9 protein-coding genes are annotated in these 24,667 nt (G+C 28.6%); 6 read left to right on the top strand and 3 right to left on the bottom strand.

The window, feature by feature from the left end; translation table 4 throughout:
* Nucleotides 1-45 precede the first annotated feature (45 nt).
* From nusA to ACWXVJ_RS02150, 6 genes are read left to right on the top strand one after another with little or no spacing between them, the layout of a single operon-like run.
* Nucleotides 46-1,650 carry a transcription termination factor NusA gene (gene nusA, locus ACWXVJ_RS02175; RefSeq protein WP_455966395.1) on the top strand — a complete coding sequence of 535 codons (1,605 nt, stop codon included), beginning with the start codon at nt 46-48 and terminating at the stop codon, nt 1,648-1,650.
* Nucleotides 1,634-1,933: a DUF448 domain-containing protein gene (locus ACWXVJ_RS02170; protein WP_438340440.1), complete on the top strand. Its 300-nt coding sequence runs from the start codon at nt 1,634-1,636 to the stop codon at nt 1,931-1,933. Before nusA ends, ACWXVJ_RS02170 begins: the two co-directional genes overlap by 17 nt.
* Entirely contained in the window at nt 1,894-3,699 is a 1,806-nt protein-coding gene (infB, locus tag ACWXVJ_RS02165) for a translation initiation factor IF-2 (protein ID WP_438340441.1), read from the top strand. The genes ACWXVJ_RS02170 and infB overlap by 40 nt, the downstream gene beginning before the upstream one ends.
* A 1-nt stretch (nt 3,700) precedes the next feature.
* Nucleotides 3,701-4,030 (top strand): 30S ribosome-binding factor RbfA, encoded by a 330-nt coding sequence (rbfA, locus tag ACWXVJ_RS02160; protein ID WP_438340442.1) that lies wholly within the window; start codon nt 3,701-3,703, stop codon nt 4,028-4,030.
* 10 nt (nt 4,031-4,040) lie between these two features.
* Nucleotides 4,041-5,864 (top strand): tRNA uridine-5-carboxymethylaminomethyl(34) synthesis enzyme MnmG, encoded by a 1,824-nt coding sequence (gene mnmG / locus ACWXVJ_RS02155; RefSeq protein ID WP_455966392.1) that lies wholly within the window; start codon nt 4,041-4,043, stop codon nt 5,862-5,864.
* Between the two features lie 9 nt (nt 5,865-5,873).
* Nucleotides 5,874-6,305 carry a 23S rRNA (pseudouridine(1915)-N(3))-methyltransferase RlmH gene (locus ACWXVJ_RS02150; protein ID WP_455966390.1) on the top strand — a complete coding sequence of 144 codons (432 nt, stop codon included), beginning with the start codon at nt 5,874-5,876 and terminating at the stop codon, nt 6,303-6,305.
* A gap of 127 nt (nt 6,306-6,432) precedes the next feature.
* Here the strand turns inward: ACWXVJ_RS02150 and ACWXVJ_RS02145 are convergent, their stop codons facing one another.
* The 3 genes from ACWXVJ_RS02145 to ACWXVJ_RS02135 are packed head-to-tail and all read right to left on the bottom strand — an operon-like array spanning nt 6,433 to nt 24,421.
* Complete coding sequence (locus ACWXVJ_RS02145) at nt 6,433-15,276, bottom strand: hypothetical protein (RefSeq protein ID WP_455966388.1); 8,844 nt, start codon at nt 15,274-15,276, stop codon at nt 6,433-6,435.
* On the bottom strand, nt 15,276-24,179 hold the full coding sequence (locus ACWXVJ_RS02140; RefSeq protein ID WP_455966386.1) for a hypothetical protein: 8,904 nt from the start codon (nt 24,177-24,179) through the stop codon (nt 15,276-15,278). The genes ACWXVJ_RS02145 and ACWXVJ_RS02140 overlap by 1 nt, the downstream gene beginning before the upstream one ends.
* A 17-nt stretch (nt 24,180-24,196) precedes the next feature.
* Nucleotides 24,197-24,421: a hypothetical protein gene (locus ACWXVJ_RS02135; protein WP_438340465.1), complete on the bottom strand. Its 225-nt coding sequence runs from the start codon at nt 24,419-24,421 to the stop codon at nt 24,197-24,199.
* Nucleotides 24,422-24,667: the final 246 nt, after the last annotated feature.

Genomic DNA, 24,667 nt, shown 5'->3' with positions numbered 1-24,667 from the left:
GGCCGATCCTTTTTGTAATTATAAGATATAAAAAAGGAGATAAAAATGAATACCAAAACTTTTGATTCGGAACTAAAAGCAACACAAATTTTTAGTGCTATATATAATGTTTCACAGATCAAAAATATTGATGAAGAAGCAGTAGTTGATTTATTTAAAAAAGCTGTTGAACAAGTGATTTTTAGTCAATATGATCCTGATGCTGAATTAGAATTTATCATTGATAAAGATAAGAAACAGTTTAAAATAATAAACCATACAAAAATCGTTACTAATGACCCTATAACATATGAAGACAAAGATAATTTTTGCCCTTGCATTGAAATCGCTTTAAGCGATGCTAAAAAAATTAATGCAAATATTAAGGAGGGTGATATCATTGCCGAGGAAATAGATTTCGAATTATTCCATAAACGTGATTATCAAAAAATTCTAAGTATCTTCAACCAACAAATTAGAGAATTGGAAAAACAATTAACCTTTAATAAATATAGTAGTTTAATAGGTACTATAGTTAAAGCTAAAATAACAAATATTACCAAAACTGGTACACTCATGGAATTTCGTGATGGAACTGTTGCTTATATGCCACCATCTACAAGTAATTTAAGATTATTATCCAATCTAAAAGCCGGCGATTTGTTAGATGTTTATATTGAAGAAGTAAAACCTGAATCTAAAAATGCACAAATATTAGTATCCTCAGTTGAATCTAAATTAATAAATAAATTATTCGAACAAGAAATACCAGAAATTGCTGAGGGATTTATTGAAATTATTAAGGTTGTTAGAATACCAGGGGAAAGAGCAAAAGTTGCTATAAGAAAAACAGAAAAAGCGCCTTTTGCTCTCGAAGAATTAGGCACAGTAATCGGAACAGATTCAGCTAGAATTGAAGCTATTTCGAAACAACTAAACCACGAAAAAATTGATGTTGTATTATATGATGAGGACAAAAAGAAATTTGTAATGAATGCTGTTAGTCCTTCAAGAGTTATTGATATTGTCGAAAAAGAAGATTCAACTCCGCAGTTCAATAGTTTTATTGTTATTGTTCCTAATGCTCAACATACTTTAGCAATTGGTAAAAAAGGGCAAAATGTTCGACTTGCCTCAGAATTAACAAGAAGCCGCTTGGACATAATTAGCCAAGCGCAAGCCGATCAACTCCAAATAAAATATTCATTTAAAAATGCAAATATTACTGAAGAAGAAGCTAAATTAAAATATGTAGGTCAAAAGTTAAATCTAAAACCAATTAGCAATCATAGAAATTCTAAGAAATCCAATGAATCATTCTTTGATAATACATTCAATATATCAGAATTTGACCAAGATCTAGCTGAGCTTAGACAAAAAGCACAACAAACAGATCATATTTTTGAAAAACAATTATATGAATCTATTTCTGATGAGGAAATAGAAAGAACATGAATTGATATGCAAAATGAATTAGAAAACGAAGAAATGGAAGATTTAGATGTATACTCAGGTAACACTAAACAAAATGAAATTAAAGACAAAGCAAAAATCGAAGCCGACTATGAAAAAATAACTCAAACAAAAATGAAGGACTTCAAAAAAGATGATGACCTAAGTGCTGGTTTAGAGAATTTGGATTTAGGTGATTTAAATGATGAAGATTGATAAAAAATATAGTCGTAAATCTATTGTTGATGGAAAAATTTATCCTATAAAGAACTTAGTTAGATTTGCAAAAATTAATAATGAATTTTATTTTGATCCAAACATTGAACTAGGTGGTCGAGGAACATACTGTTTAGATAATGAGGAACAAATCGAAACCCTTTTTAAAAAGCATTTACTAAATAAAGCATTTAGACAAAATATTGATGATTGTATTTATAAAAAATTATGAAATGAGGTGAATATATGGCTAAGCAAAAATGTAACAAAAGAATTTCAAATGTAGACAATATTAAAGAAAAATTAAACGTTGTAGAAGCAAAAGTCAAAAATGGTGTATTTATTTTTACAGGTCCACTAACAGTTTGTGAATTTAGCCAAAAAATTAACCAAACTGCTGCGCAAATTTTAACCTACTTCTTTAAAAAAGGAATAATGAAAAATATTAACACCTTCTTAAATGAAGAAGAAATTGCGGAAATATGTTTACATTATAATCTTGATTTTCAAAAAGAAGAATCAGTTGATGCTGAAAATTTATTTGATAAACTTGAAGTTATTAATGATCCAAACGACCTTTCAACACGCCCTCCCATTGTGACAATTATGGGCCATGTTGACCACGGCAAAACAACACTAATTGACCAAATTAGAAAAAGTAACATTCTTTCAACAGAATTTGGTGGGATTACCCAACATACTGGTGCATATCAAGTTGAATATAATGGTAGAAAAATTACCTTTCTTGACACCCCTGGGCACGAAGCGTTTACTGAAATGCGTTCGAGAGGGGCTAGGGTAACTGATATTGTTATTATTGTTGTAGCTGCAGATGACGGTGTTAAACCGCAAACTATTGAAGCCATCGATCATGCGAAAGCTGCCAATGTGCCAATTATTATCTTTGTTAATAAGATGGATAAGTCAAATGCAGACCCTGAGAAAATTAAAAGCCAACTAAGCGAGCATAATATTATTTGTGAAGAATGAGGAGGCGAAAACCAATTCATTTATGGTTCAGCAATGATGAATAATAATATTGATGCTTTATTAGAATCTATTTTTCTTCAAGCTGATTTACTAGACCTAAAGGCAAATCTGAATCGCGATCCTTTTGGAACTATTATTGAATCAAAGATTGATAAAGGTAGAGGGGTAGTGTCAACGGTTATTGTTGAAAATGGTACTCTTATGCCTCGAGATTTTATTGTCGCTGGTGGTCAATATGGAAACATTAGAAGCTTAACCTCAACCGAGGGAAAACCATTGCAAAAAGTCTTACCAGGCACACCTTGCATAATTACAGGTCTCAATAAGAATCCCTCATCAGGTGATAGATTTATTGTAATTAGTGATGAAAAATTTGCTAAGAAGCTAGCAGAAGAAAAATCTTTTATTAATAAACAAAAAGAATTAAGTGAAAGAAATTCCTTCACTATAAAAGATGGACAAAAAACCTTAAACATAATTATTAAAACCGATGTGCAGGGGACTGCTGAAGCAATTAAACAAACGCTATCTAAATTAAAAAATGATGAAATCTCTGTTAATGTTATTAGAGCAACAGCGGGAGAACTAACTAAAGCAGACTTACTCTTAGCTGAAGCATCTAATTCAAGAATTTATCTATTTAACATTAGCACATCAAGTGAAATTAAAAAACTAGCTGAAACTAAAAAAATAAAAATTGTTTCTCATAACATTATTTATAAAATTGTTGAGGAAATAGAAGCAATTATCAATACCTTAAAAGAACCAGTTTATGAAGAAAAATTAATTGGACAGGCTGTTGTTATAAAACTTTTTTTCTACTCGAAAGTAGGAACAATTGCAGGTTGCATGATGCTTGAAGGACAAGCGAAAGAACTTTGCAAAGTTGAAGTAATTAGAAAAGGCAAAAGTATATTTAAGGGCTCAATAAGCTCCTTAAAAAGAGAAAAAAATGATGTTAAAGTTGTCGAAAAAGGCTTTGATTTTGGTACCCATATTAAAGATTTTGATAAAATAGATATAGATGATGAATTAAAATTTTATGAGGATGTATTAGTATAATATGAACGCAATTATGCATGAAAGAAAAACTCAATTATTATTAGAATTAATTGGAAATAGTTTTTTTGAATTAAAAGATTTTGATGTAACAAACATCTCAATTAACGACGTAATTTTATCAAACGATGGATCACATGCTAAAGTATATATAACCTTATTTAAAGACAAGGAAAGATACTTTGACAAAGTGACTTCAATGGCGCCATTTATTCGTTCAGTTGTAGCTAAAAGTTGAAAATATAAAAAATTACCAGAACTAGTATTTTTAATTGATAAAGTTGAGCCTGAAGCTGCAAGAATTGAAAAAATACTTAAAGATATTAAAGAATAGTACTTAATAAATGAACAATCAGTATGATGCTATCATAATAGGTGGTGGTCATGCCGGAATCGAAGCAACTTTTGCACTAGCAAAAAGAAATCTAAAAGTAGCCTTAATAACTCTAAATACTAACCGCTTAGCAATGCTACCTTGTAATCCATCGATTGGTGGATCGGCAAAAGGAATTATTACTCGTGAAATCGATGCCCTAGGAGGAGTTCAGGGCTTTTTTGCCGACCTATCCATGATCCAAATTAAAATGTTAAATACTTCAAAAGGTCCAGCTGTTTGATCGCTTAGGGCCCAAATAGACAAAGATAAATATTCACAAATAATTCTAAATGCTGTAAAAAAAGAAAATAATATTGTTTTAATTGAAGATGAAGTTTCTGATCTAATCATAGTTGACAAAAAATGTGTTGGTGTTAAAACTTTAAAACACGGCGATATACACTCACAAGTCACAATTATGACAACCGGTGTCTATATGAACTCACGCATCCTACGAGGCACTGATATTAAAAACGATGGTCCTGACGGCGAAAAAAATAGTTCAACTCTATCCAAAAATTTAGCTAAATATGGTTTTGAAATCCAAAGATTAAAAACCGGAACTCCTTGTCGTATTTATACTGATAGTATTGATTTTACAAAAGTAGAAAGAGAAATTCTAGATAAAACTGAACTTTGTTTTTCCAAGCGAAGTAATATAAAATTAGATGAACAAACTTCTTGTTTTCTAACCCATACAACAGCCAAAACCAAAGAAATAGTACTAAAAAACCTTGATAAAAGTTCATTATATTCTGGAATAATTATTGGTATCGGACCAAGATATTGCCCTAGCATTGAAGACAAAATTGTTAGATTTCAAGACAAGGAAACACACCACATATTTTTTGAACCAGAAACTAAAAAAGGTGACATTATGTACATTAACGGCTTATCTACTTCAATGCCTGTCGATGTCCAAGATGAAATGATTAGATCAGTACCTGGATTAGAAAATTGCAGAATTCAAAAATATGGATACGCCATTGAATATGATGCTATTAATCCACTTAATTTATATAAATCGCTAGAATCTAAAATATTAGAAAACTTTTTTTCGGCCGGACAACCTAATGGGACAAGTGGTTACGAAGAAGCGGCGGCCCAAGGCTTAATAGCCGGAATTAATGCGGCAAATAAGATTCAAAATATGCCTTCTATGGAAATCAAAAGAAGCGATGCCTATATCGGTGTCTTAATTGATGATATCGTTACCAAAGGTACCACAGAGCCATATCGTATGTTAACAAGTCGTTCAGAATATCGATTATTATTAAGAAATGACAATGTTGATGAAAGATTATGCCAATATGCTTATGACAATAAAATGATAAATGAAGAAGAATATCAAAAAATTGTTAATAAATATAATCTTATTCAAACAACAATTGAAGAACTTAAAAATAAATATGTGTCTTCAAAGAGTGAATTAGGCATTAAATATAACGTTATCAATGGCCAATCTTACCTTAAGTTACTTGCCAATCCTGAGACAGACCCAATAGATATCTTAGGAAATGATTTTCCCTTCATTGAAGAATTAACAATTCAAGTAAGACTATTTGGATATCTTAAAAAACAAGAAACAGCTGCTGAAAAAATGATTCGCCTGGAAAATCTAAAAATCCCTGAAAATATAAATTATTCCTTGGTAGATAATCTTGCTACAGAAGCAAGACAAAAACTTGAAAAAATTAGACCCTCAACTATTGGACAAGCAACAAGAATTAGTGGAATTAACCCTTCTGACATACAAATGCTAATGTTCTATCTAAATAACCGCAAAAAATAAAAAATAAAAATGAAAATAAACTTAATTGCAGTTGGTTCTTTAAATTCAGATATTAAGAAAATTTATGATTCATATTTAAAAAAAATAAACTTTTTAGCAACAATTAATTTAATTGAAATTAAAGAAATTATTAATGATAATATTGATATTAAAATTGCAAAGGAAACTGAAGCAATATTAGCAAAAATACCAAAAAATTCAAAAGTTTTTTATCTTTCATTACAAGGAAAACAAATGAGTAGTGAGGAATTTTCTAATATACTTATTGAAGATAATTTAACTTTTATTATTGGCGGGTCAAATGGCGTAGATGAAACAAAATTTAAAAATAAAATTTGTTTTTCCAGAATGACCTTCCCACATCAGTTATTTAGAATCATGTTAATTGAACAAATTTATCGTGGATTAGCCATTAAGAAAAATATTAAATATCATAAATAATTACACCAAATTTTGGTGTAATTTTATTATTTGATTTTTTTCTCTAGACATTTAGGGATCTATTGACGAAGTTAAAACAAAAAACCAAAACCTTTACAGCTTATAGGTTTTGATTTAAAATTAAGCATTATTTCTTTAAATCTTTAAATTCAAAATTAATAATACCAGAGTTATAAACTACTGCGAGTTTTTCAATTTCTCCGTCTGAAATAGTTTGTTGTTGGTTGTTATCAGTTCAAATGTATGTTCCAGATGATCTTGTATTTTTTACTCAAATATCATTATTTAACATATGATCTCATTCTTTATTTGAGCCGCCACTTTTTCTAAATCCGTCATTAGGGTGATCTAATGGTGATTTATGGCTACTATCAGCATTATCTGGTGTTTGCCAACTTGTAGGATGAGTAGACAGTCATTTGGCAAAGTCATAATTAGATCAAACATACGCTTTTGTTTTAGCGTTGTTGCTATTAGACATAAATTCAGAAGTAGGTGTTATTGAATCATCATGTAAACTTTTATTTTTTGCAACATTAAAGCTTTCATAACGATTAACAAACAATGAAACATCTTTTGTATTTGAATCATAATCAACGCCTAATCTCAACGTATATATTGCTGAAACCGGCATAGTTTTAGTTGAATCATAGGTATGTGAATTTGCATTAGTAATTTCATTACCATTTGTATCAAAAATGGTATTTTTATTGTTTGTGTAATTTTGTGGACCAACTAACAATTTTCCAGGTAATATTGCTTCAACTTGAATTAAACTATCATTAATAACTCTTATTCTTAGTATTTGATTTTCCGACTCTCATGTAACTGATGTGGATTGTTGGTAAACATCGAATTCAGGAAATTGAAACTTAATATTAAAGTTAGCATTGTCTATTCAATCATTACGTTTTGTAACTGTAGGGTTATTTGCATTGCCACTATTGTTTTTATAATCAAATATTTCTCTAGTTTTATAATTTATAATTACAGCATCATTAGAGTTTTCAAGACCTAGTGCCTTTTTAAATGTATCAATAGTTTGTTTTTTAATTCCATCAGCATCTGTTTGAGTTCACCCTAATTCATCAGCTTTACCAATGACTTGTTTAGATTGTTTACCTAAATTATTTTTATTATAATCTTTAAAGAATAGGCTAGATGTACCGGCAGGAAGTTCAAGGTCTCGTTTTGTTTTGAATGTTATATCAACATCCTTTTCTATTGAAAATCCTGAGAATTCTTTAAATATCTCCAGGTTAGTTGGTTTAAATTCATAACGAAGTTTAAGGGTATTTGTTTTTTCTGTAATACTTGAACTGCCTGGTTTAACAAATTTAGCAGTGCTAGTATCTTTAATTAATTTAACCTTAAAGTTTAAGGGATTATAAATTGAATCTCTATCGATCTTAGTAAAGGCAAATTTATCAAATAATTCAAGAAAACCATCTAAATTTGTAATATCAAGTTCATTTTCATTATTTTTTGGAACTAATTGTTCTAATTTTCTATCAAACTCCTCTCTTGTGATGCCAGACTTAGCAGAAATTTGATAATATGGTTTAGTTTTATTAGCACTTGTATCACTACCTGTTTCACCTAATATATTTTCATAAAACAACTTGCTATTTGTATTGGTTCAATCTAGTAATACCTTTAGCTTAGATTCAATATTACTTAGAGCATTATTTGTTTTTTCAGATAAAAATGTATCATTAATAATATCTGAGGATTTTTCCTTAGTGATGTTATCTTTTTCACTAGCTAATGAATCATAATTTTGAGTATATTGAGTTTCAAGCACACTAAGTTTATCAGTGTTACTTTTTCATTTAACTGATGATTTAAATAATAATTGATATATATCATTTAAATTTTGTCTTTTATTCAATAATCCAACTAATTCTGACTTAAATTCACTAACTAAATTATCGTATCCATTAATTAATTCTTTTGTTTCAAAAGCATATCTTTGTAAATCAGGAGCAGATTCAGTAGTTTTAATCATTGAATTTTTATTCTTCAATAATTCAAATTTAGTTTTTAACTCATTAAATAACTTCTTAGAATTTTCAAATCCTGCTTTTTCAAATAATTTAGTTGAGTCTGAATTAGAAAATGCATTATTATATTTATCAAATGTAGCGGTTACTTTGAAGATAAAACCAGTATTTTCCTCAATCATTTGAGCAATATCTGCTTTTATTTTTTGTATAAGTTGCTCTTTTACTTCTTTAGCTAATTTAATATCTTCAAGATTAGAATTAACAAAATCTGTTATAAAGGAATTTTGTGAGTCAATTGAAATATATTTACTATCAACGGTATTCTTGAAGTTTTTATTTTGGTTAATAAAAGTTTCAATAGTTGTTTTTAAATTTCCTAATGTTGTTAATTTATCTTTAGCGCTTTGTGTTCATAACGTATCATTAATTATATTTGCATTAAAATCAACAAGCTTTTGAAATTCGGTATTTAAAAGTGTTTGTTGTGTATCAAAAGTAGCAATAATTTGCTTCTTGTACTCATCAAGAGCTTTTCTTAAAGAAGTGTTTATTTTATTAATTGTTTCAACAGCCTCGGGATAAGTATTGTCTCTTGTCTTAACATTATCGATATTTAGAGAATTAACGGCATTTTCTAAAAATGTAGACAATAATACCCTGCTTTGTACCTCATCTGTTCCTTTTTTTGATAATTTATCATAAAGTTCGCTGGTTTTAGTACGAAGTTGTCTTACTGAGTTCGCTTTTTCATTAACAAGATGATCAATTTTATCCTGAATTTTCTTAATTTGACCAAGTTTTGCTAATTCATCATTATTAATATTTTTATTTAATTCTTTTGATTCAGTAATTAATTTTTGAAGTTGCGTATATGCTTCCTTAACAGCATTAGAATCAAGCAACTCATTTAAACCAGTTTGTTTATAATCAAGGATATTTTGGGCATCTTGATATTTATAAGCTAATGTTCTTGAATTTGTTAAAACATATTCAATCGAATCATTTCCTGTACCATTTAATCATTTTTGCGCTAAGTTAGCAAATGTATTTGGATCAGTATTTTCATCTAATTTAATTGCCTTCAATTCGTTCTCAAAATTGGTAACTTTTTTATTAATTACGTCTTTCTCACTTGTTATTATTACAGCATCATTCTTTATTTTAAGTTTAACACTAGCTAGCTGTTGATAAACTTCCAAGCGAGCCTTCAAAAGTTCAAGCTTTTTAATCTTCTTATCTATACTGTTTGACGCTTCTTCTGCTTTGTCAGCAGATGGAATATCAGATGTATAAAATGTTTTAACTGTTGTTAGTTCATTTTCAAGTTCCATCTTATTTTTGTCAACAGTAACATCTAGTGGTACAAAAGCACTTACAAATTGTTCAATTTCTGTCGCTTTTGAAGCTAATTCAACTAATTTTGATAAAAATGCCTTTAGATTATTAATCTTATTCAAGTTTTGCGCTAATTTTTCAACACTATTTGTTTCTTCTTTATTTGTTGAAGAATCAATAATATCGTCGATTTGCTTATTTAATGAGGTTATTAAGGTTAGATATTGCTTAGCATTTTGATATGAAGTAGAATTTTTAATGTTATTAATACCATCAAATAAGTCCTTACGGGTTTGACGAATCTTAGTTTGTTCAGAAACCTTATTAGTTAATTCATTAATAAATACACTAATTTCAGCCTGAGTTGGATTTTGGCCAATATTTGGTAAGGCATCTCACATATATTGAATTACTTTATTCTCATCAAATTGGGTTGCATCATAATTTGTTGACCCTTGACGTTCAAGTCTTCAAGTAGCAACATTTGAAGACACTTGCTTTAATAATTGAGTTAATTTTAGAGCCTCTTCACCCCTTGCCTTAACATTAGCAATTCTTTGGGCTTTTTGAATATCAGTTGTCTCTGAAAGGTTGTTAGCAGCATCTGCTAATAAAACATTTAATCAACTATCAATTTTATCATTATTTCTCGTACCACTTATTGATTCAAGACTATAGAAATCAAGATCACTATTAATTTCTTTAATTTTATCAATGATTTTTTCAGTTATTTCAATCACATCTAGAATACGCTCTTTTGAAACCTGAATTTTTTTAATTAGGTCAATAAATTTCTGTTTATTTAACTCTGCTAATTCATCAGAAGTTTTTGAATTATTTGTTACCACTATCTTAAATAATTCTCTTGCCTGTGATAATAAAGGATTAAGATCCTGTGTTATATATGAGTTTACAGTATCAGTTACTGATGAACCAGCAGCACTAATCACCGTTTCAGCGGACCCGATAATTAAAGCAAGTGCATCATAATATTCCTTGATCTTTTCAATTGCTTCAATTTTGGTTCTTACTTGTACAAGTTGAGCTTTGGTTGTTGATTGAAGATTTGAATTAAGAATTTGATTAATAGCTTCCTTTGTATTTGTAACTAAGAAGTTGTCAGCTAAATCACCAAGCTCAACGCTTTTATTTCCAAAAATTTGTTTAGAAAGTGTATCAACTATCACACGGTTTTGGTTTTGACCATTATTTAGTCCTGGTAATGCTCTAAAGTTTTCAAAGTGTTGCAATAAGCTAAGAGCTTTTTGTTTGTTTCTTGCTCTAAGTCCAGCTTCTTCCTTGATGCGTGTTAGTTCCTTTAAAACATACTCATTTTGTTGTTTTATTTTTAGAGTTTCTAATGGGGCGTGCTCATCACTCAACAATGCCTTAAGCTCAGCAATTGCCCTCTTATTAACATCAGTATTCGAATCTTTTTGATATAGTTCTAATTCAGTAGCTACATCAATTTGAAGCGTATGGAATTTTAACATTTCGTTAATATTAACAATTAGACCTTGTGCTATTGTAAAATCAATATCAACTGATAACTGATTATTAATTCTAGCTAAAAATCTATCTGAATGCGATTTGATAAAGGTTTTTTCTGTTGAATTATTTAGTTTATCAACATCCGTTTTAACAAATTCTTTATATTTTTCAAGGGAAATTAAAACAATATCTTTATGATATCCAGCAACCATTGCTCTTTCATTTTCTTTAATAGATTCAATAGTTGAGTTTATCGGATCATTTATATCCATCGCATATTTTTGGCGAGCTTTTTCATAATTTTCAAAATTCGTTAGTGAGTCTGGTTTAGGCAAATTATGAAATGACTTTTTATCGTATTGAATAACTTCAAGATCAATCCGAGCTTTCTCTTCACGATATTTTTTAATTAGGTCATCACGTTCTTTCGACAAATTTTTAACAAGTTCATTTAATTCGCTAACCTTTGAAGCAAGACTTTCAGGTGTGTAAGTTTCACCACCAGATGATGAGTTAACTGAAAGTATTTTTTCATATGTTTCTCTTGCGGCAGCAACCTTATCCTTAACTACTTCAAGAATCTTATATTTTTGTTGTTCCTCTGATAAAACATTAACTAAATCATTAATTACAATTTTACGCAATTCATGTTTTGATTGTGAAATAACAATAGCATCCTCGATTGCTTTCTTCTTTTTATTAATAATTTCAATAGTATCAGAGTTATCAGGTAGATTTTTATCAATCTCATCTAATAAAGCATTAGCATCCTTGGCGGATTCGGTTTCTACTAATGAAGGAGAATTTTTAATTTTATCAGACTCAAGAATTGCTCTCTTAACTACGTCAATAAGTTGCGTTTGTCCAGTTAAAATCTTAACAGCATCTTGAGCAGTGACATCAGAGGTTGTAGATTCTTTCCCTTTGGCATATGTGTCTATCTGCTTGATTGCATCATTAACCTTAGCTTCTATAGGTTTTAGATTAGTTGAAGATGGATATGATTTAGATTGAACATCTTCATTTCTTGCTCGAATCTGATCCTTATGAAATGCCAAGTCTAAATCATCATTTATGGCCTTGGATTGTCGTGCAGAATCAGCGACCTTGGCAACATCAGGAAGATTATTAACATTAGCAATCTGTCTTATAACTAAATCAATTTCATTTTTGGTTCTCTCTGATGAGGCAATAGCTTGTGGAACTCTTGAACGTTTGTCAGTATGAGCATTATATTCATCAGAAGTTTTTTCAAATCTAGCAATATTATTTTCAATATCTTTAACATAAGAGACCATTGCTTTAATCTTATTTACCTTATCAAGAATTTCATCTTTTTCAGCTTTTGATAACCCTGGTTGGCGAGACTGATTTAATAATTCATTATAAGCATAACGCAATGATGTTTCACCTTCGGAAATCGGCTGTGAAGAATCCTCATGTTGATAATTTTTATTAATTAGTTTTTCAATACTCTTTATTTGCGATTCGAGGCTGCTATCTTTTCTCTTATCTCTTAGATTTTTTAATTTTTCATCTGCAAGATTACTTAATTTATTAACTAATTCAAAATCAACAGGTGTTGCTTGAAGCGCTATTTTAATATCAGATTTTACTTTTTCAATTTCTGCAAAATCTTGTGCAAATTGATGTTTAATTTCATCATCATCTTTAATTTCATCAATTAATTTATCCAACTCATTTAAGGTAGAATTAACTTTTCTGATAATTTTTGCACTTTCTTGGATGCTATTTGTAATACCAATTACACTGTCAATTGACTTTGTATTGCTGAATTGATTAGCTTTTTGATTATCAAATTCAAAACCTTTCAATAATACATCATTTAATAAATTATTTATTTGTGTAGCACGGTCAGCAAGAATTTTTTTTGTACTATTCAATTTATCCAACTGCGTTTGTTCATAATCAGTATAAGAATGTGGTTTTTCATTTGTTGGATTAAATGTTAAAAGTGCATAGTCCTCAACTTCACTACGTGTTTTTGCGGCATCATTTTGATAACGGGTAGTTTCTATAATTGCTATTAGTTTATATTTTTGAATTTGGTTAAGAATATCTTTTGAAACAATGGGATTATAATTAATTGATGTTATTTTTTTTGAATCAATATTTAATTTTTCAAAGATTTTAGCCAATAAATTAATGTCAACACTTTGAGTTTTTATGTTATTTAACTTTTCACTAGTTAATTGACTTATTTTTAATAAATCATATTCTTTTAATTTAGCAATTTCTTGCGACGTTCTTTCTTGTAAATAAGCTAACTGTGCCTTTTGCAAAGTTCTTAGTTGTTCCCTAATACTATATTTTTTACTAATAATTTGCTGTGTAGATAAGTCAGAAAGAATGTTCTCGCTTAAAATTTGGTTTTTTAAATCAGTTGCTTTTTGTAGAACATCCTTGCTTAAATACTTAGTCTTAGTATTGGCATCAAAACCATTAATATTAATAATAGTATCTTCAATCTCTCTTGCAATATTAGCTAATTCAAGTCTAGTTTCAACCAATGTTGAGGCTAGATTATTGATTTCTACTACTCTTTTTTGGACTTCGCTAATGCTAATATTAGGATTATATAAATCACTTAATTGTTTAAGAAGAATATTTAATTCTTGTTCATTTAGTAATTTAGGATTATTTTTATGGACTTGCGTAAATTCTTTAATAACATTTGAAATTTCATTATCAACATATTGCACATAATTGATTCTATTCATAAAATCAATTACCTTATTAATAATTTCTTGTTTATTGTGTTTATCAAAATCAACGATATTAATTAAATTTTTATATGCTTTCTCTTTTAAAATAGATTCAAAATGTTGAGTTAAATTATTAATATTCACATTCTTTACATATTGAACAAATAAACCAAAATCATCAATGATTTGTTTTAAAGAGGTTTCTTTATCATTTAAAGCCTTTTCGTAAATATCAAAGTTTGCTTTGGCTAATTTTAGATCAGCTATTGTTAATGAATTATCAATTTTAATAGAAACGATATTCTTGTAATAATCGAATAAAGCTATGTAATTTTTAGTTACTTGATAATTTAAAATTTCATTTAGAGATTCTTGCGTAATCATTTCGTTTCTAATTACAAATGTAATCATTTGATCAAACACATTCTTATTTTGATACACAGAATTGGTTAATAAAATTTGATCACCAAGTAACTGAAGTTGTTCAGATAAATTCTTATCAGTTTTTCTATCAATTGACTTCTTAAGAATTTCTGATGTAATAAATAAGATATTAGCATCAACACTTTTTTCAATACTATGAATTGTTTTTTCATAAAAATCATTGAATTCTGCATATTTAGTCATGCTTCTAATATCCATTAATTTATTTTCAACCAATTGCTTATTTATGGATATATCATTAATTCTAAAATCATTAAACAATATATCATCTTCAATTTGTTTAATAATTTGCTCAATATCACCACGTAATGCTTTTGTTGGCAGCATTTTCTTTAATTCAGCAATATTTTCATCAAAACTGTTATTTGGAACCAATAAATATTTCTCAATTAATTCCCTTTGCAATTCAGTTTTGGCGCTTAATGACTCACTGTATTTATTAATTCAATTAAATTGTTGTTCTTTACTTAATTGATTAAAATTTGAAAGGCTTATTTTTATATCAGTTAAGTCGACTGAATCAAATTGATTCTTAATATCTATTTCCCTAATTCTTGATGCCTGATCTCTCAATAATTCTTCAATGTTTTTTAAATCATTTTTACTAAGTTCTTCACTATTTATTAATCTTTTAACATATTTAATTATGTAATCTTTCTGAAAATTTTTAATGTTATCTAAGGCAATAAATTTTTCAACAGCAGATGACTCAGGATTTGATAATGTTAATTTAACAAGGTTATTAAGATTATTAAACTGCGATTGTTGTTTTGGACTGAAGGATAATTTCTCAACCACTTTATTAAAAAGTAGATTACTATTTTCAAGTTGTTTTAATAATCTGTCATTATTTTTTGGAGCGGTAGTTTTATGGTTAGAGTTAGTCAAATACATTGCTACAAGAGTTGATGCAGTAGCAATGGTTGCCATAACAACAGCAGCCGTTCTTTTCTTAGTTATTTTGTTCATTATTTATCCCCTTCTTTATCTTCATGAATTTTTACCATGAAATCAAAATGATCATATGCCTTTAAAATTTGTGGTTCATTCCATTCTTTTCCGCCACGTTGACCTTTTGGATGATTTTTTTGATGGTAATCAGAATAACCACGCCCTTGTTGATTGTTTGCTTGTTTTGTTTTATCAGTTCACTTTGATGCAAACATTTCGGCAAAAACATATGCCTTAATATTAACATCATCTGGATGAGCTTTAACTAGTGGATTGTTATTTATTTCATTTTCCTCCATAGTATCTTTCGGAGGATAGAAATATCATTTTGAGTAACCCGATAAAGTCATTTTAAATGAAGCGTCGTTTCTATTTATATTATTTTGTATTAATAATTCATATCATGTGTGTAGCACACCAAAATCTTTTTTTCCATTTTCCTCAAAAACAACTGGTATTGTATATCCAAAAGGAATTCAGTTTCTAAAGGTATTAGATGTAAAATCAAGATCGGCCCCTGTTTGTGTTCAATATGAAAACATTTTGCCGTTAGATAACATTGCATGTTTGAAGTTTCTACCACTACCATCTTGAGCGAAGATAAAGCCTTTTGAATTATCTATTTTAATTTTATATTTTAAGTTATTATGCGAATTTGAAAGATCAAAGTTTGTGTATTCACTCTTCATTGCTTCTTCTAATGTTAATTTATACAAATCAACATTTCGCGGCTTCTGAAGCTTACCAAATAATAAATCATCTCATTGTTGACTACTAAACGAAACATCCTCACGAATGAATTTAAGATTGTGGTTTAATAGATGTTTATTTGCACCTTCCGCAATGGCATTCATTAGGTTAACATTCATATTTCTATTGTTTCAACCCGCTTTTTTTGCCTCAAATATTTTATGTTGCTGAACAAAAGTTTTATTTTGTTGAAGTGTTTGGTTTTCTTGCCCTAAATCAGTTTTTGTAACCCTAAAAAATGGCAAAGTTTTAAATGTAATTCAAACATCATTAAATGTTAAAGTTCTATCAGCTACATCATTGAAAAAGTTTTGATTTGAATGGCTTGAAGGATGCTTATATACAACCTTAAGATTAATTTTTGTCTTCTTGGTTGAAGTATCGGTTTGTAAGAATTCAGGTGCTCATGAATTAGAAGTTGCAGTTCTTGTAATAAACACCCTAACATTAGTGGTATTGTAAGGTAAATTTCCGTTATTTTTTAGAATAGCAAAGACATCAAATAAGTTAAGCAATCCTTGATTTTGCGTGATATCTAATTCAGTTACATTTGATTGATTATTTATCTTGTTAATTTCTTCAACAAAGTTTTCATACAAAGTACTTGATTTAGGTTTTATTTCCCTTATTTTCTCAGCATTATTTTTATTCAAATAATCAAATAAGAAGATATTATTGCTTGAATCATTAATTCAGCTATTTAAATTATTAAGATTTGAGAAAATAGCTTTTAGTGCTTCTTGCTTAGCAGCTACAGAAGAATTTTTATTCATCAATGCCTTATCTGTATTTAATTGTTGCGTTACGGCTGAATTATGTATTGCGTTGTATGAGTTAATTATATTAGCAAAGACACTATTTGATGAATTGTTTTGTTTGAAATTATCTCCAGCAACCAAATTAAGCATATGCTCAAGCATACTTTTAGAAACAACCTCAGTATAGAAATTAATTAAATTACCAACTGCTCTTTTAGCGGCATCGAAATTGCCAGAACCATATATTAGATTATCGATTGCTTCTAGAGCGGTAATTATTTTTTCAATAGCTTCATAGTATTTCTTAAAATCATCTTTTACTGCGTTCTCAGTCGAGGCATTAATATCTTGATTAAAGTTTATATTTAATTGCTGTACTGCAAGATTGTTAAAATCAGAAGGAAGAGCAGTATTTGCTTGGTTTATCTTTTGAATATTTTGTTTAATATCATTTATACCATTAATATTATCGCTGCTTGTAGTATTTAATTTTCCATCTAATAATTTTATTATGTTAAAGATATTATTCGTACTTTGATCTTTCATTTCTTCATTAAATGAATTAATTTGGATCTTCAATTGTTCGGCAGCATTCTTTGTTAATGTTTTAATAGCTTGATAGTCATTTTCTAAGGTATTCGAGGTATTTCTTAACTCTTGTGAAATTAACTTATAGTTTGAAGTATCTTTATTTAAGACTTGACCAGCTAAGGTCACATTATTTTCAAAACCATTAATCAACTTATCAATATTAAATAAAACACTTAATTTTTTAGCTCGCTCAGTGGTCAATTGCTTATTACTATTATCTATTGAAACTTGCTGTGATTTAAACAATTTAACATACGAATCCAATCTATTCTTGACAATAGTTAAATGATTTTTTTCGAATTTAATGATTGCAGCTATTTGATTTGTAAGAGCTTCTTTGGCTTTTAATAATTTTTCGTTGGCATCTTTAATGTTTGCTAACGTATCAAGAGATAAATTAGTTGGCAACGAAACTGCATTATTAGTAAAACTCTCTTGCAAAGGCGTCTTTGTTTTATCAGATCCAATATTTGTGTATGAAGAAGTTAGAAAATTATTTGCTTCATCAATTTGTATTCTTAACTCACGTAATTCTTCACGTTTTTGATCCTTAAGTTTTTGAACTACACTTTCAGTTGGATTTGTAAGTTTAAAGATAGAAGCTAGTTTATTTTCTTCATTATGAATCTCATTTTTTAAATTATTTTTAGCTTCATCGACCGCTTGCTGCAACGAAGTATATAAATTCATCATTGTAGCACTTTCCTTGGTCTTGTAATCATTATCGGAGCTAGTTGGTATAAATGCTTCTGCTTGAGTTATAGCATTTTTAAGTTCGATGCTGTTTTTTAGACTAATATCAAAGCTATTTTTCCCTACTTCTAAATAAGTTTCTTTTAGGGCTTCCAAGCCACGAACATCAATAGCATCGCGGTTGCCTAATTCAACTAATAAATTATCAAGAATTTTTCTTAATGGTTTTTTAGCTTCTTCATCTAGGTCATTTGAGCTTGTTAATTTACTTAATTTATCTGAATATGAAATTAAAATATCAATCTTCTTAGCATTACTTTCAATTAATTTATGTTTTGCTTCAATTTCAAGAGTAATCAAAACTCCAAAGTAAAAATTATCTTTCGATTGTGCTGCTTGTGTTTTTTCTACATTATTAAATTCTGTTTCAAGAGTTTGAATAGCTTTGGTTAAAGCTTCTGATTTGTTTGTTGCAGCCTTACCTTTTGTGACTTGTTCCTTAGCACTTGCAACAACAACAGCCAAATCAGCATACTTTTCGAATAGCGAATGTGAAGATAAAACTTCTGATTTTATATTATCAATCGCATTTATATCAGTAGCATTAATAACCTTTGAAATAGCATCTAATCTCTCTTTGAATCTAGTAGTTCTATCTTTTTTCAGTTCATCAAAAATCGTTTGGTTTTTATCCTTATATTTATCCAATGTTGTTAGCATATTATTTTCATCGCTAAATGCTTTTTCAATTTCAGTATATGCTGTTTTTCTTGAATTATATAAAGCTTGGTATGCAAGATGTTGGCTTTCCAGCGTTTTAGTTGCTGCGTCAATTTTTGAAGTTATAGTAATAGGTGCAAATACATCAGCTGGTAGTTCGGGAATCGAGTCATTTACAAATTGACCTATGTTTTTCTGATCAATTTCATAACCATATTTTTGGCCTTCAAAACTAAACTCTCCTAACGAATCATAAGTTGCTAAGATTGTTCTTTGTTTTTCGATTAATCTCTTGAATTTGGTTACTATTTCATCTAGAATTTGCATTTGATTTAGGTCACTATTTACCTTTGAATCTTTTGCAAATAATTCTAACTTTTCAACATATTTGGTTAGCATCTCTTTAGCAGCGGCTGCGCCAGTATTGTTTCTGCCTTCTTTATAGGTCATGCTTGATGATTCATCTTTTAGAGTTTTTATATTTTTGTTTAATTCAATTATTTTCTCTAATCTCACAACTAATGAAGATAAATCAGCTTTCTTTTGACTTAAAATTGAAAACTTAGATGGATCATTATATGAAGACTTAGCATCATTTATTTGCATTTCAAATTGTTTCTTTAAATTATCAAAAACATCCTTGATGGGACCATCAGTAACTGAAAGTTTTGCTACTTTTTCCTCATTTTCCTTAACTGCCTCTGCTAGCGATAAAATAGTTTTAAGATTTGTTTTTACAATTTGAAGTTTTTTATTTACTTCATTAACTTCTTCAACATATTTAGCTTTATCATTGTTATAAACAATATCCTCAAGTTCTTTAGTATATTGTGAAATTAATCCATCAGTTCCAATTAATGATTCCTTAACCTTAGAATCATATGTTTGCGCATTAAACTTGCCTTCAACTTCTTTTTTGAATGCCTCAAATCTATCTCTTTGGTTTTGTTTTAATTGCTCAAAAGGTACTGATTCTGCAAATGCATTGCGTAGTTCAGTGATTTTATCTTCAATTAGAGCTGTAGAAGCATTTTGGCCTGGAACTGACTTAACTAAAGCATCTGCTAGGCGTTTGTATGCATCAGCACTTCTACTATTATTTTTCTTTAGCTCTAGTAATCTTTTTGAAACAGCTAGTTGTTCTTCGATTAGATTTCCTAGTGTTTCCATTCGTTTAGTTTCGGCTAAAACATCATTTACATCTGTAGAGTTAACCTTAGGCATAACTTCGTTGTCTGCATGTGTGACAGTTTCACTAATGTTTGCAATAAAGCCTTCAATAGTTAAGTTATTTTCAAAATTAATCATTGGAGACTCATTCATTTTATTTTTTAGCTCATTTAGTTTATTATCAACTTGTGATTTAGTATTTTTAAATTCATCTTTTCTAAAACTAATATCAACTTTTGAAGCTAATGCTTGCAATTCTTCGAATTTAGCTTTATCATAATTTGATTTATTAAACTTATCTTGAGGATCTGATTTTTGGCTACTAATTAAATCATCAAATTTTAGTTTTAGTTTTTGCAACTCTGAACCATTAGTTAAACTAGGCGTTTGTACTAAAACCGAAAAATTATTATTTTTTTCTTCATTTAAAAATTTATCAATTTGCTTTTCTAAACGATTTTTGGCATCATTAAATAAACTGTGAATTTCCTGTTTTTTAACCATAAATTGATTAATTAAATATTCAATTCTTTGTTTTTGATTAACAAGGTCAGCCTTTGTTGTGCGGTAATTTGAAATATAAGCGCTAAATTTAGCGATTTCTTCTTCTATTTCCTTATCAATCTTTTCAAAAATATATCTTTGTGATTTATCATTTTGGTCTGATTTATATTGATTATCTCTTACAGCTTGTAAGCGTACAATAGCATCCTTAACTTCTTTCGATATTTCAATCTTTGCATTAATTTCATTTAAGGCAATAATTTTATCATTAATTTCAGCTAAGGAATCATTCAGCGATCCTCTATTAACATTTATAACTTGTGTAAAAGCGGTATATAACTCAAAATATTTAGTCTTATCAACTTTTGATAACTCAATAGCAGACAATTTTGTTTTTTCCAGTAAGCTATGTTGTGAACCAATTTTAGCTACTATCTTATTAGTATCATTAATTATATTTTGATAGTTAAAAGTGATACGTTGTGCTGTGCCATCAATTTGGAAGTTCTTTGATTCAATTTCCCTTTGAATTGCCTTAATTTTTTCTTCTTCAGTTTCTTTGATTAATTTATCATATAAACCTTTTAGTTCGCCTTGTAAAGCATCAATGCTTGAAATCATACCATCAATAGTTTTTTGAGCACTATCAATAGCACTAAGACCATCTTCACTAGCTTTTTCAAATATTGATATATCACCATTAATTAAAGCAAACGGATCATTATTAATTTTTAAATTGTTGGATAAATCAGCATCAGCAATTTTATTATTTCCTAATAAAATTTTTTCTTTAGTTAATTTGTCTTTTGCTACTTCAAGTTTAATTTTTTGAGTTTGATTAGCGATATCAACATTTTGTTTTGTAATTCATGTCTTATTATGAATCTCAGGATTATATAATTCTTTTTCAATTATTGTGTGATATTTTTCAATTAAAGTATCTGTTTGGGTATTTAAAACTTCGAGTCTATCAACTGTTGTTCTTATTTGATCTCTTGCTTCCATTGTTTTAAATAAATTATTATTAGTCGAATCAGCTTTTAGCGCATGATACACTTTTTTTGCTTCGTTATTTTCGACTTCAAGTTGCTTAATAGACAATTCGAATGTTGCCGCAACCTCGATAGATTCACGTAAAATATCAAATTTATTGGATATTAATTGGCGCTTGTCGCTCTTTTCTTTTTCTGATAAAGTTTTATCATCTTTAATAGCATCAACTTCCGCTTGAAGACTATTTAATGTTTCTAAAAATTTAGATTCAACAGGAGTAGTTTTACCTTCTTCACGTCGAGACGAAAATGTATCATCAATAAGTTGAGCAATGATTGCTGATTGAGTTGATGATTCGAGTTTTGAACGTTTATTTTCAAAATCATTCAAAGCTGTTGATAATTTAGATTGAATATCATCCAAATCATGTTGTGTTGGATCGGCTAGTGCTTCATCAGCTAATCTCTTCAATTTTTGAATTTCATTTAATTCCTTACCCAAATATGTTTTAACTTTTTCTTTATTTTTAACAATAGCCAAAATTTGAGCAGTTTCATCCTTTGTATTTTCTAATCTTTTAGCACTAACCACTTTCTTAGAATATTCATCCTGTAATTTTTTGAGCTTAGCAATCTCTATTTCTTTTTGTTCGTGGGTAAGCTTATAATCTTCCATAATTAATTTAATATCAGCACTAATACGTGCTGTTTTAAATGATAAATCTTTAGCCACTGGCGAGTCAGGATTATTTTTTCACACTTTTTTTATAGCTTCCAATAACTTGTTATTGTCTTCAAAAATCGGGCTAGATTGATGCGACAACCTTGCAACATCAAAGAAATCAAGAGCATCCTTGATTAAACCACCCGCTATCTCTTTTTGACCATTAGGTAAAATAGCTTTTTCATCTTCAAAAACAGACATTTCCTTACGTGTTGCAGTTGAATAAATTGAAGCCAATCCTAATAATTTAGTTTTTAAACTATCATATGTCTTTTTAATGGTTGGATAATATTTATTTATATTAACGATTTTTGAAACTTCGCCTTCGATTCCTTCAATAATAGTTTCAATTTCCTTCTTGTTGGCAATTCTTTCATATTCGCTATATTCCTCAAATTTACTACTTAAATCGGCAAGAGAAGTATTCTCAAAGTCAATTTCATTAATAGCCAAAAGTGCTTGTTGCACATTTAAAAGCGTAGAATCATCATTTACAAAAGTTTTGTTGTATCTATTTTTTCCGGATGTAAATTTCAACTGTTTAGATAATATGTTGAATTGTTCTTTATAGAAATTTTTAAGGGTATTATTAGTGTCAATATCACTTAATATCTGATTTATAGTTGAAACATATTCAAAGAAACCGGCACTACTTTTGAATTCTTGATTTTCAATTTTGTTAATAAGCTCTTGTTTAAAATTTGCATCTTGAATTTTATTAATTTCTTCCTTCGCATCATTAAGTAATTTATTCGCAATAGCTATTTCATTTAACGCCCTATATAAATCGGAATGAATTTTATATGCTGGAGTTTTTAATTTGTTGGTTGAAGGGTCTGTATCTTTAACCTTATTATTTGCTTGCATAATAGCAAAATCAATAGCACCAATAAACTTGCTATCAACCTGTTGTTTAATTTTATCTGCTTGTGCAATTAAGTCTTTTACCTTGTTTAAGGTAGTTTCATCACTGCCAAAATAGTCTGATGTTTTGTTGATTATTGTTGATATATAGTCACTTATAACTTGTGAAGCCGTTATTTTTTTGAATCTTGCAGTCCTAATAACTTCAAATGATAGATTTCCTTTATTTTCTATTACAAACTTCTTAATAGCATCTAGTTCATCATAAATGATTTGTTTTATTGTCTGGTCTAAATCCATTGTTGCAACTTGATTTTTTGCCTCAACAATTTGTGAATAAATTTTTTGAATTTCAGCTTCATTATTAATTGATTCATCTTTAAATAAATCATTACTTTGTGTTGTAAACAATGTATCCAAGACATCAACAACACTATCCCTAGATAAAACATTTTGTTCAAGTTTGCCGTTGATAAAATCAATTAATTTTAGAACCTTAACATTCTTAATACTGATATTAAGTCTATCTGTTTTTTGAATATTCTTTAAGACAAAAACATTCATTTTTAATTCTAGATCAAATGCTATCTTGTCTTGCTTAGCAATTATTTTTTCAACCTCATCAACAAATTTTTGTTTATCATCATAAGTTTGCTGACTAGCATTATAGATGTCTAGTTGTTTATTAAACTCATTTTTTAAATCTGGTGACTTAACTAAATTGCCTAGTTGTTCTATAGCATCACGTGCTATTTTTGCACTGTTTGAATCAACAAGCATTAAACTACTTACCATTCTTCTTAAAATATTTCTTTGATCAAGCATATTTCTAATAGCCGAGACAGCATCAGCTGTTTGATTGCTAATTTTATTTGCGATTAATTGATTTGCATAATTAATTGCTGTTTGTAATTTATTTTTTGATTGCTCCGAAAGCATTTCATCATACTTATTTAAAAATATTCTAGCCTTCTTTTGCTCTTGAACCAAGTCATCATGAGCTTTTGTATCTATTGACTTATATTCAGTATTATGAAGAAAAGGAACAATAGCAGCTAAAGTAATAGCTGGTATTGCAGTTAATAAAGAAGTTACAATAACACCTTTTTTTACTTTTCTATGCTTCTTTTCTAAATCTAAATTTCTTTCATTCATGTTTCCTCCTTTATTATTTAACCAAACAAGTTAAATAAACCTTTACTGCGTTGTGCTACGGTTCATAATAGCCCATCACTATCTGTATTCATGTAAACCAAGTAATCTGCTAAATATGCTATTGCTACACTTAACAAAGCAAGAAATAAAAGAATAAAAATTGTTCCAATGATTATTGATACCTTTATTTTTCGATTTATGGCTTTTTCGCTTGCTAAATGAACAGGCTTTACATTGTCCATAATTTTGCCCTCCTCCATTATTTAAATTGAAAATTTAACTGTTATTGAATACAATAAAATTTTTGTAAATTCATTTAATAGTTTAAACTAAAAAACATATTTTTTAAATAAATACTTATTTAAGTTCGCATTTTTTTGCTTATTTTAAGCGCTTTTTTTAAAAAAATAATTAATTTTTGGGTTAAAAAATGTTTTTTTTTTTTTTTTTTTAGAGCTTAATTTAAGTTGAAAAATAATTATTTGTAA

It is taken from the genome of Mycoplasma sp. 773 (assembly GCF_053851515.1).
This window is presented reverse-complemented; position numbering and strand designations above follow the sequence as displayed.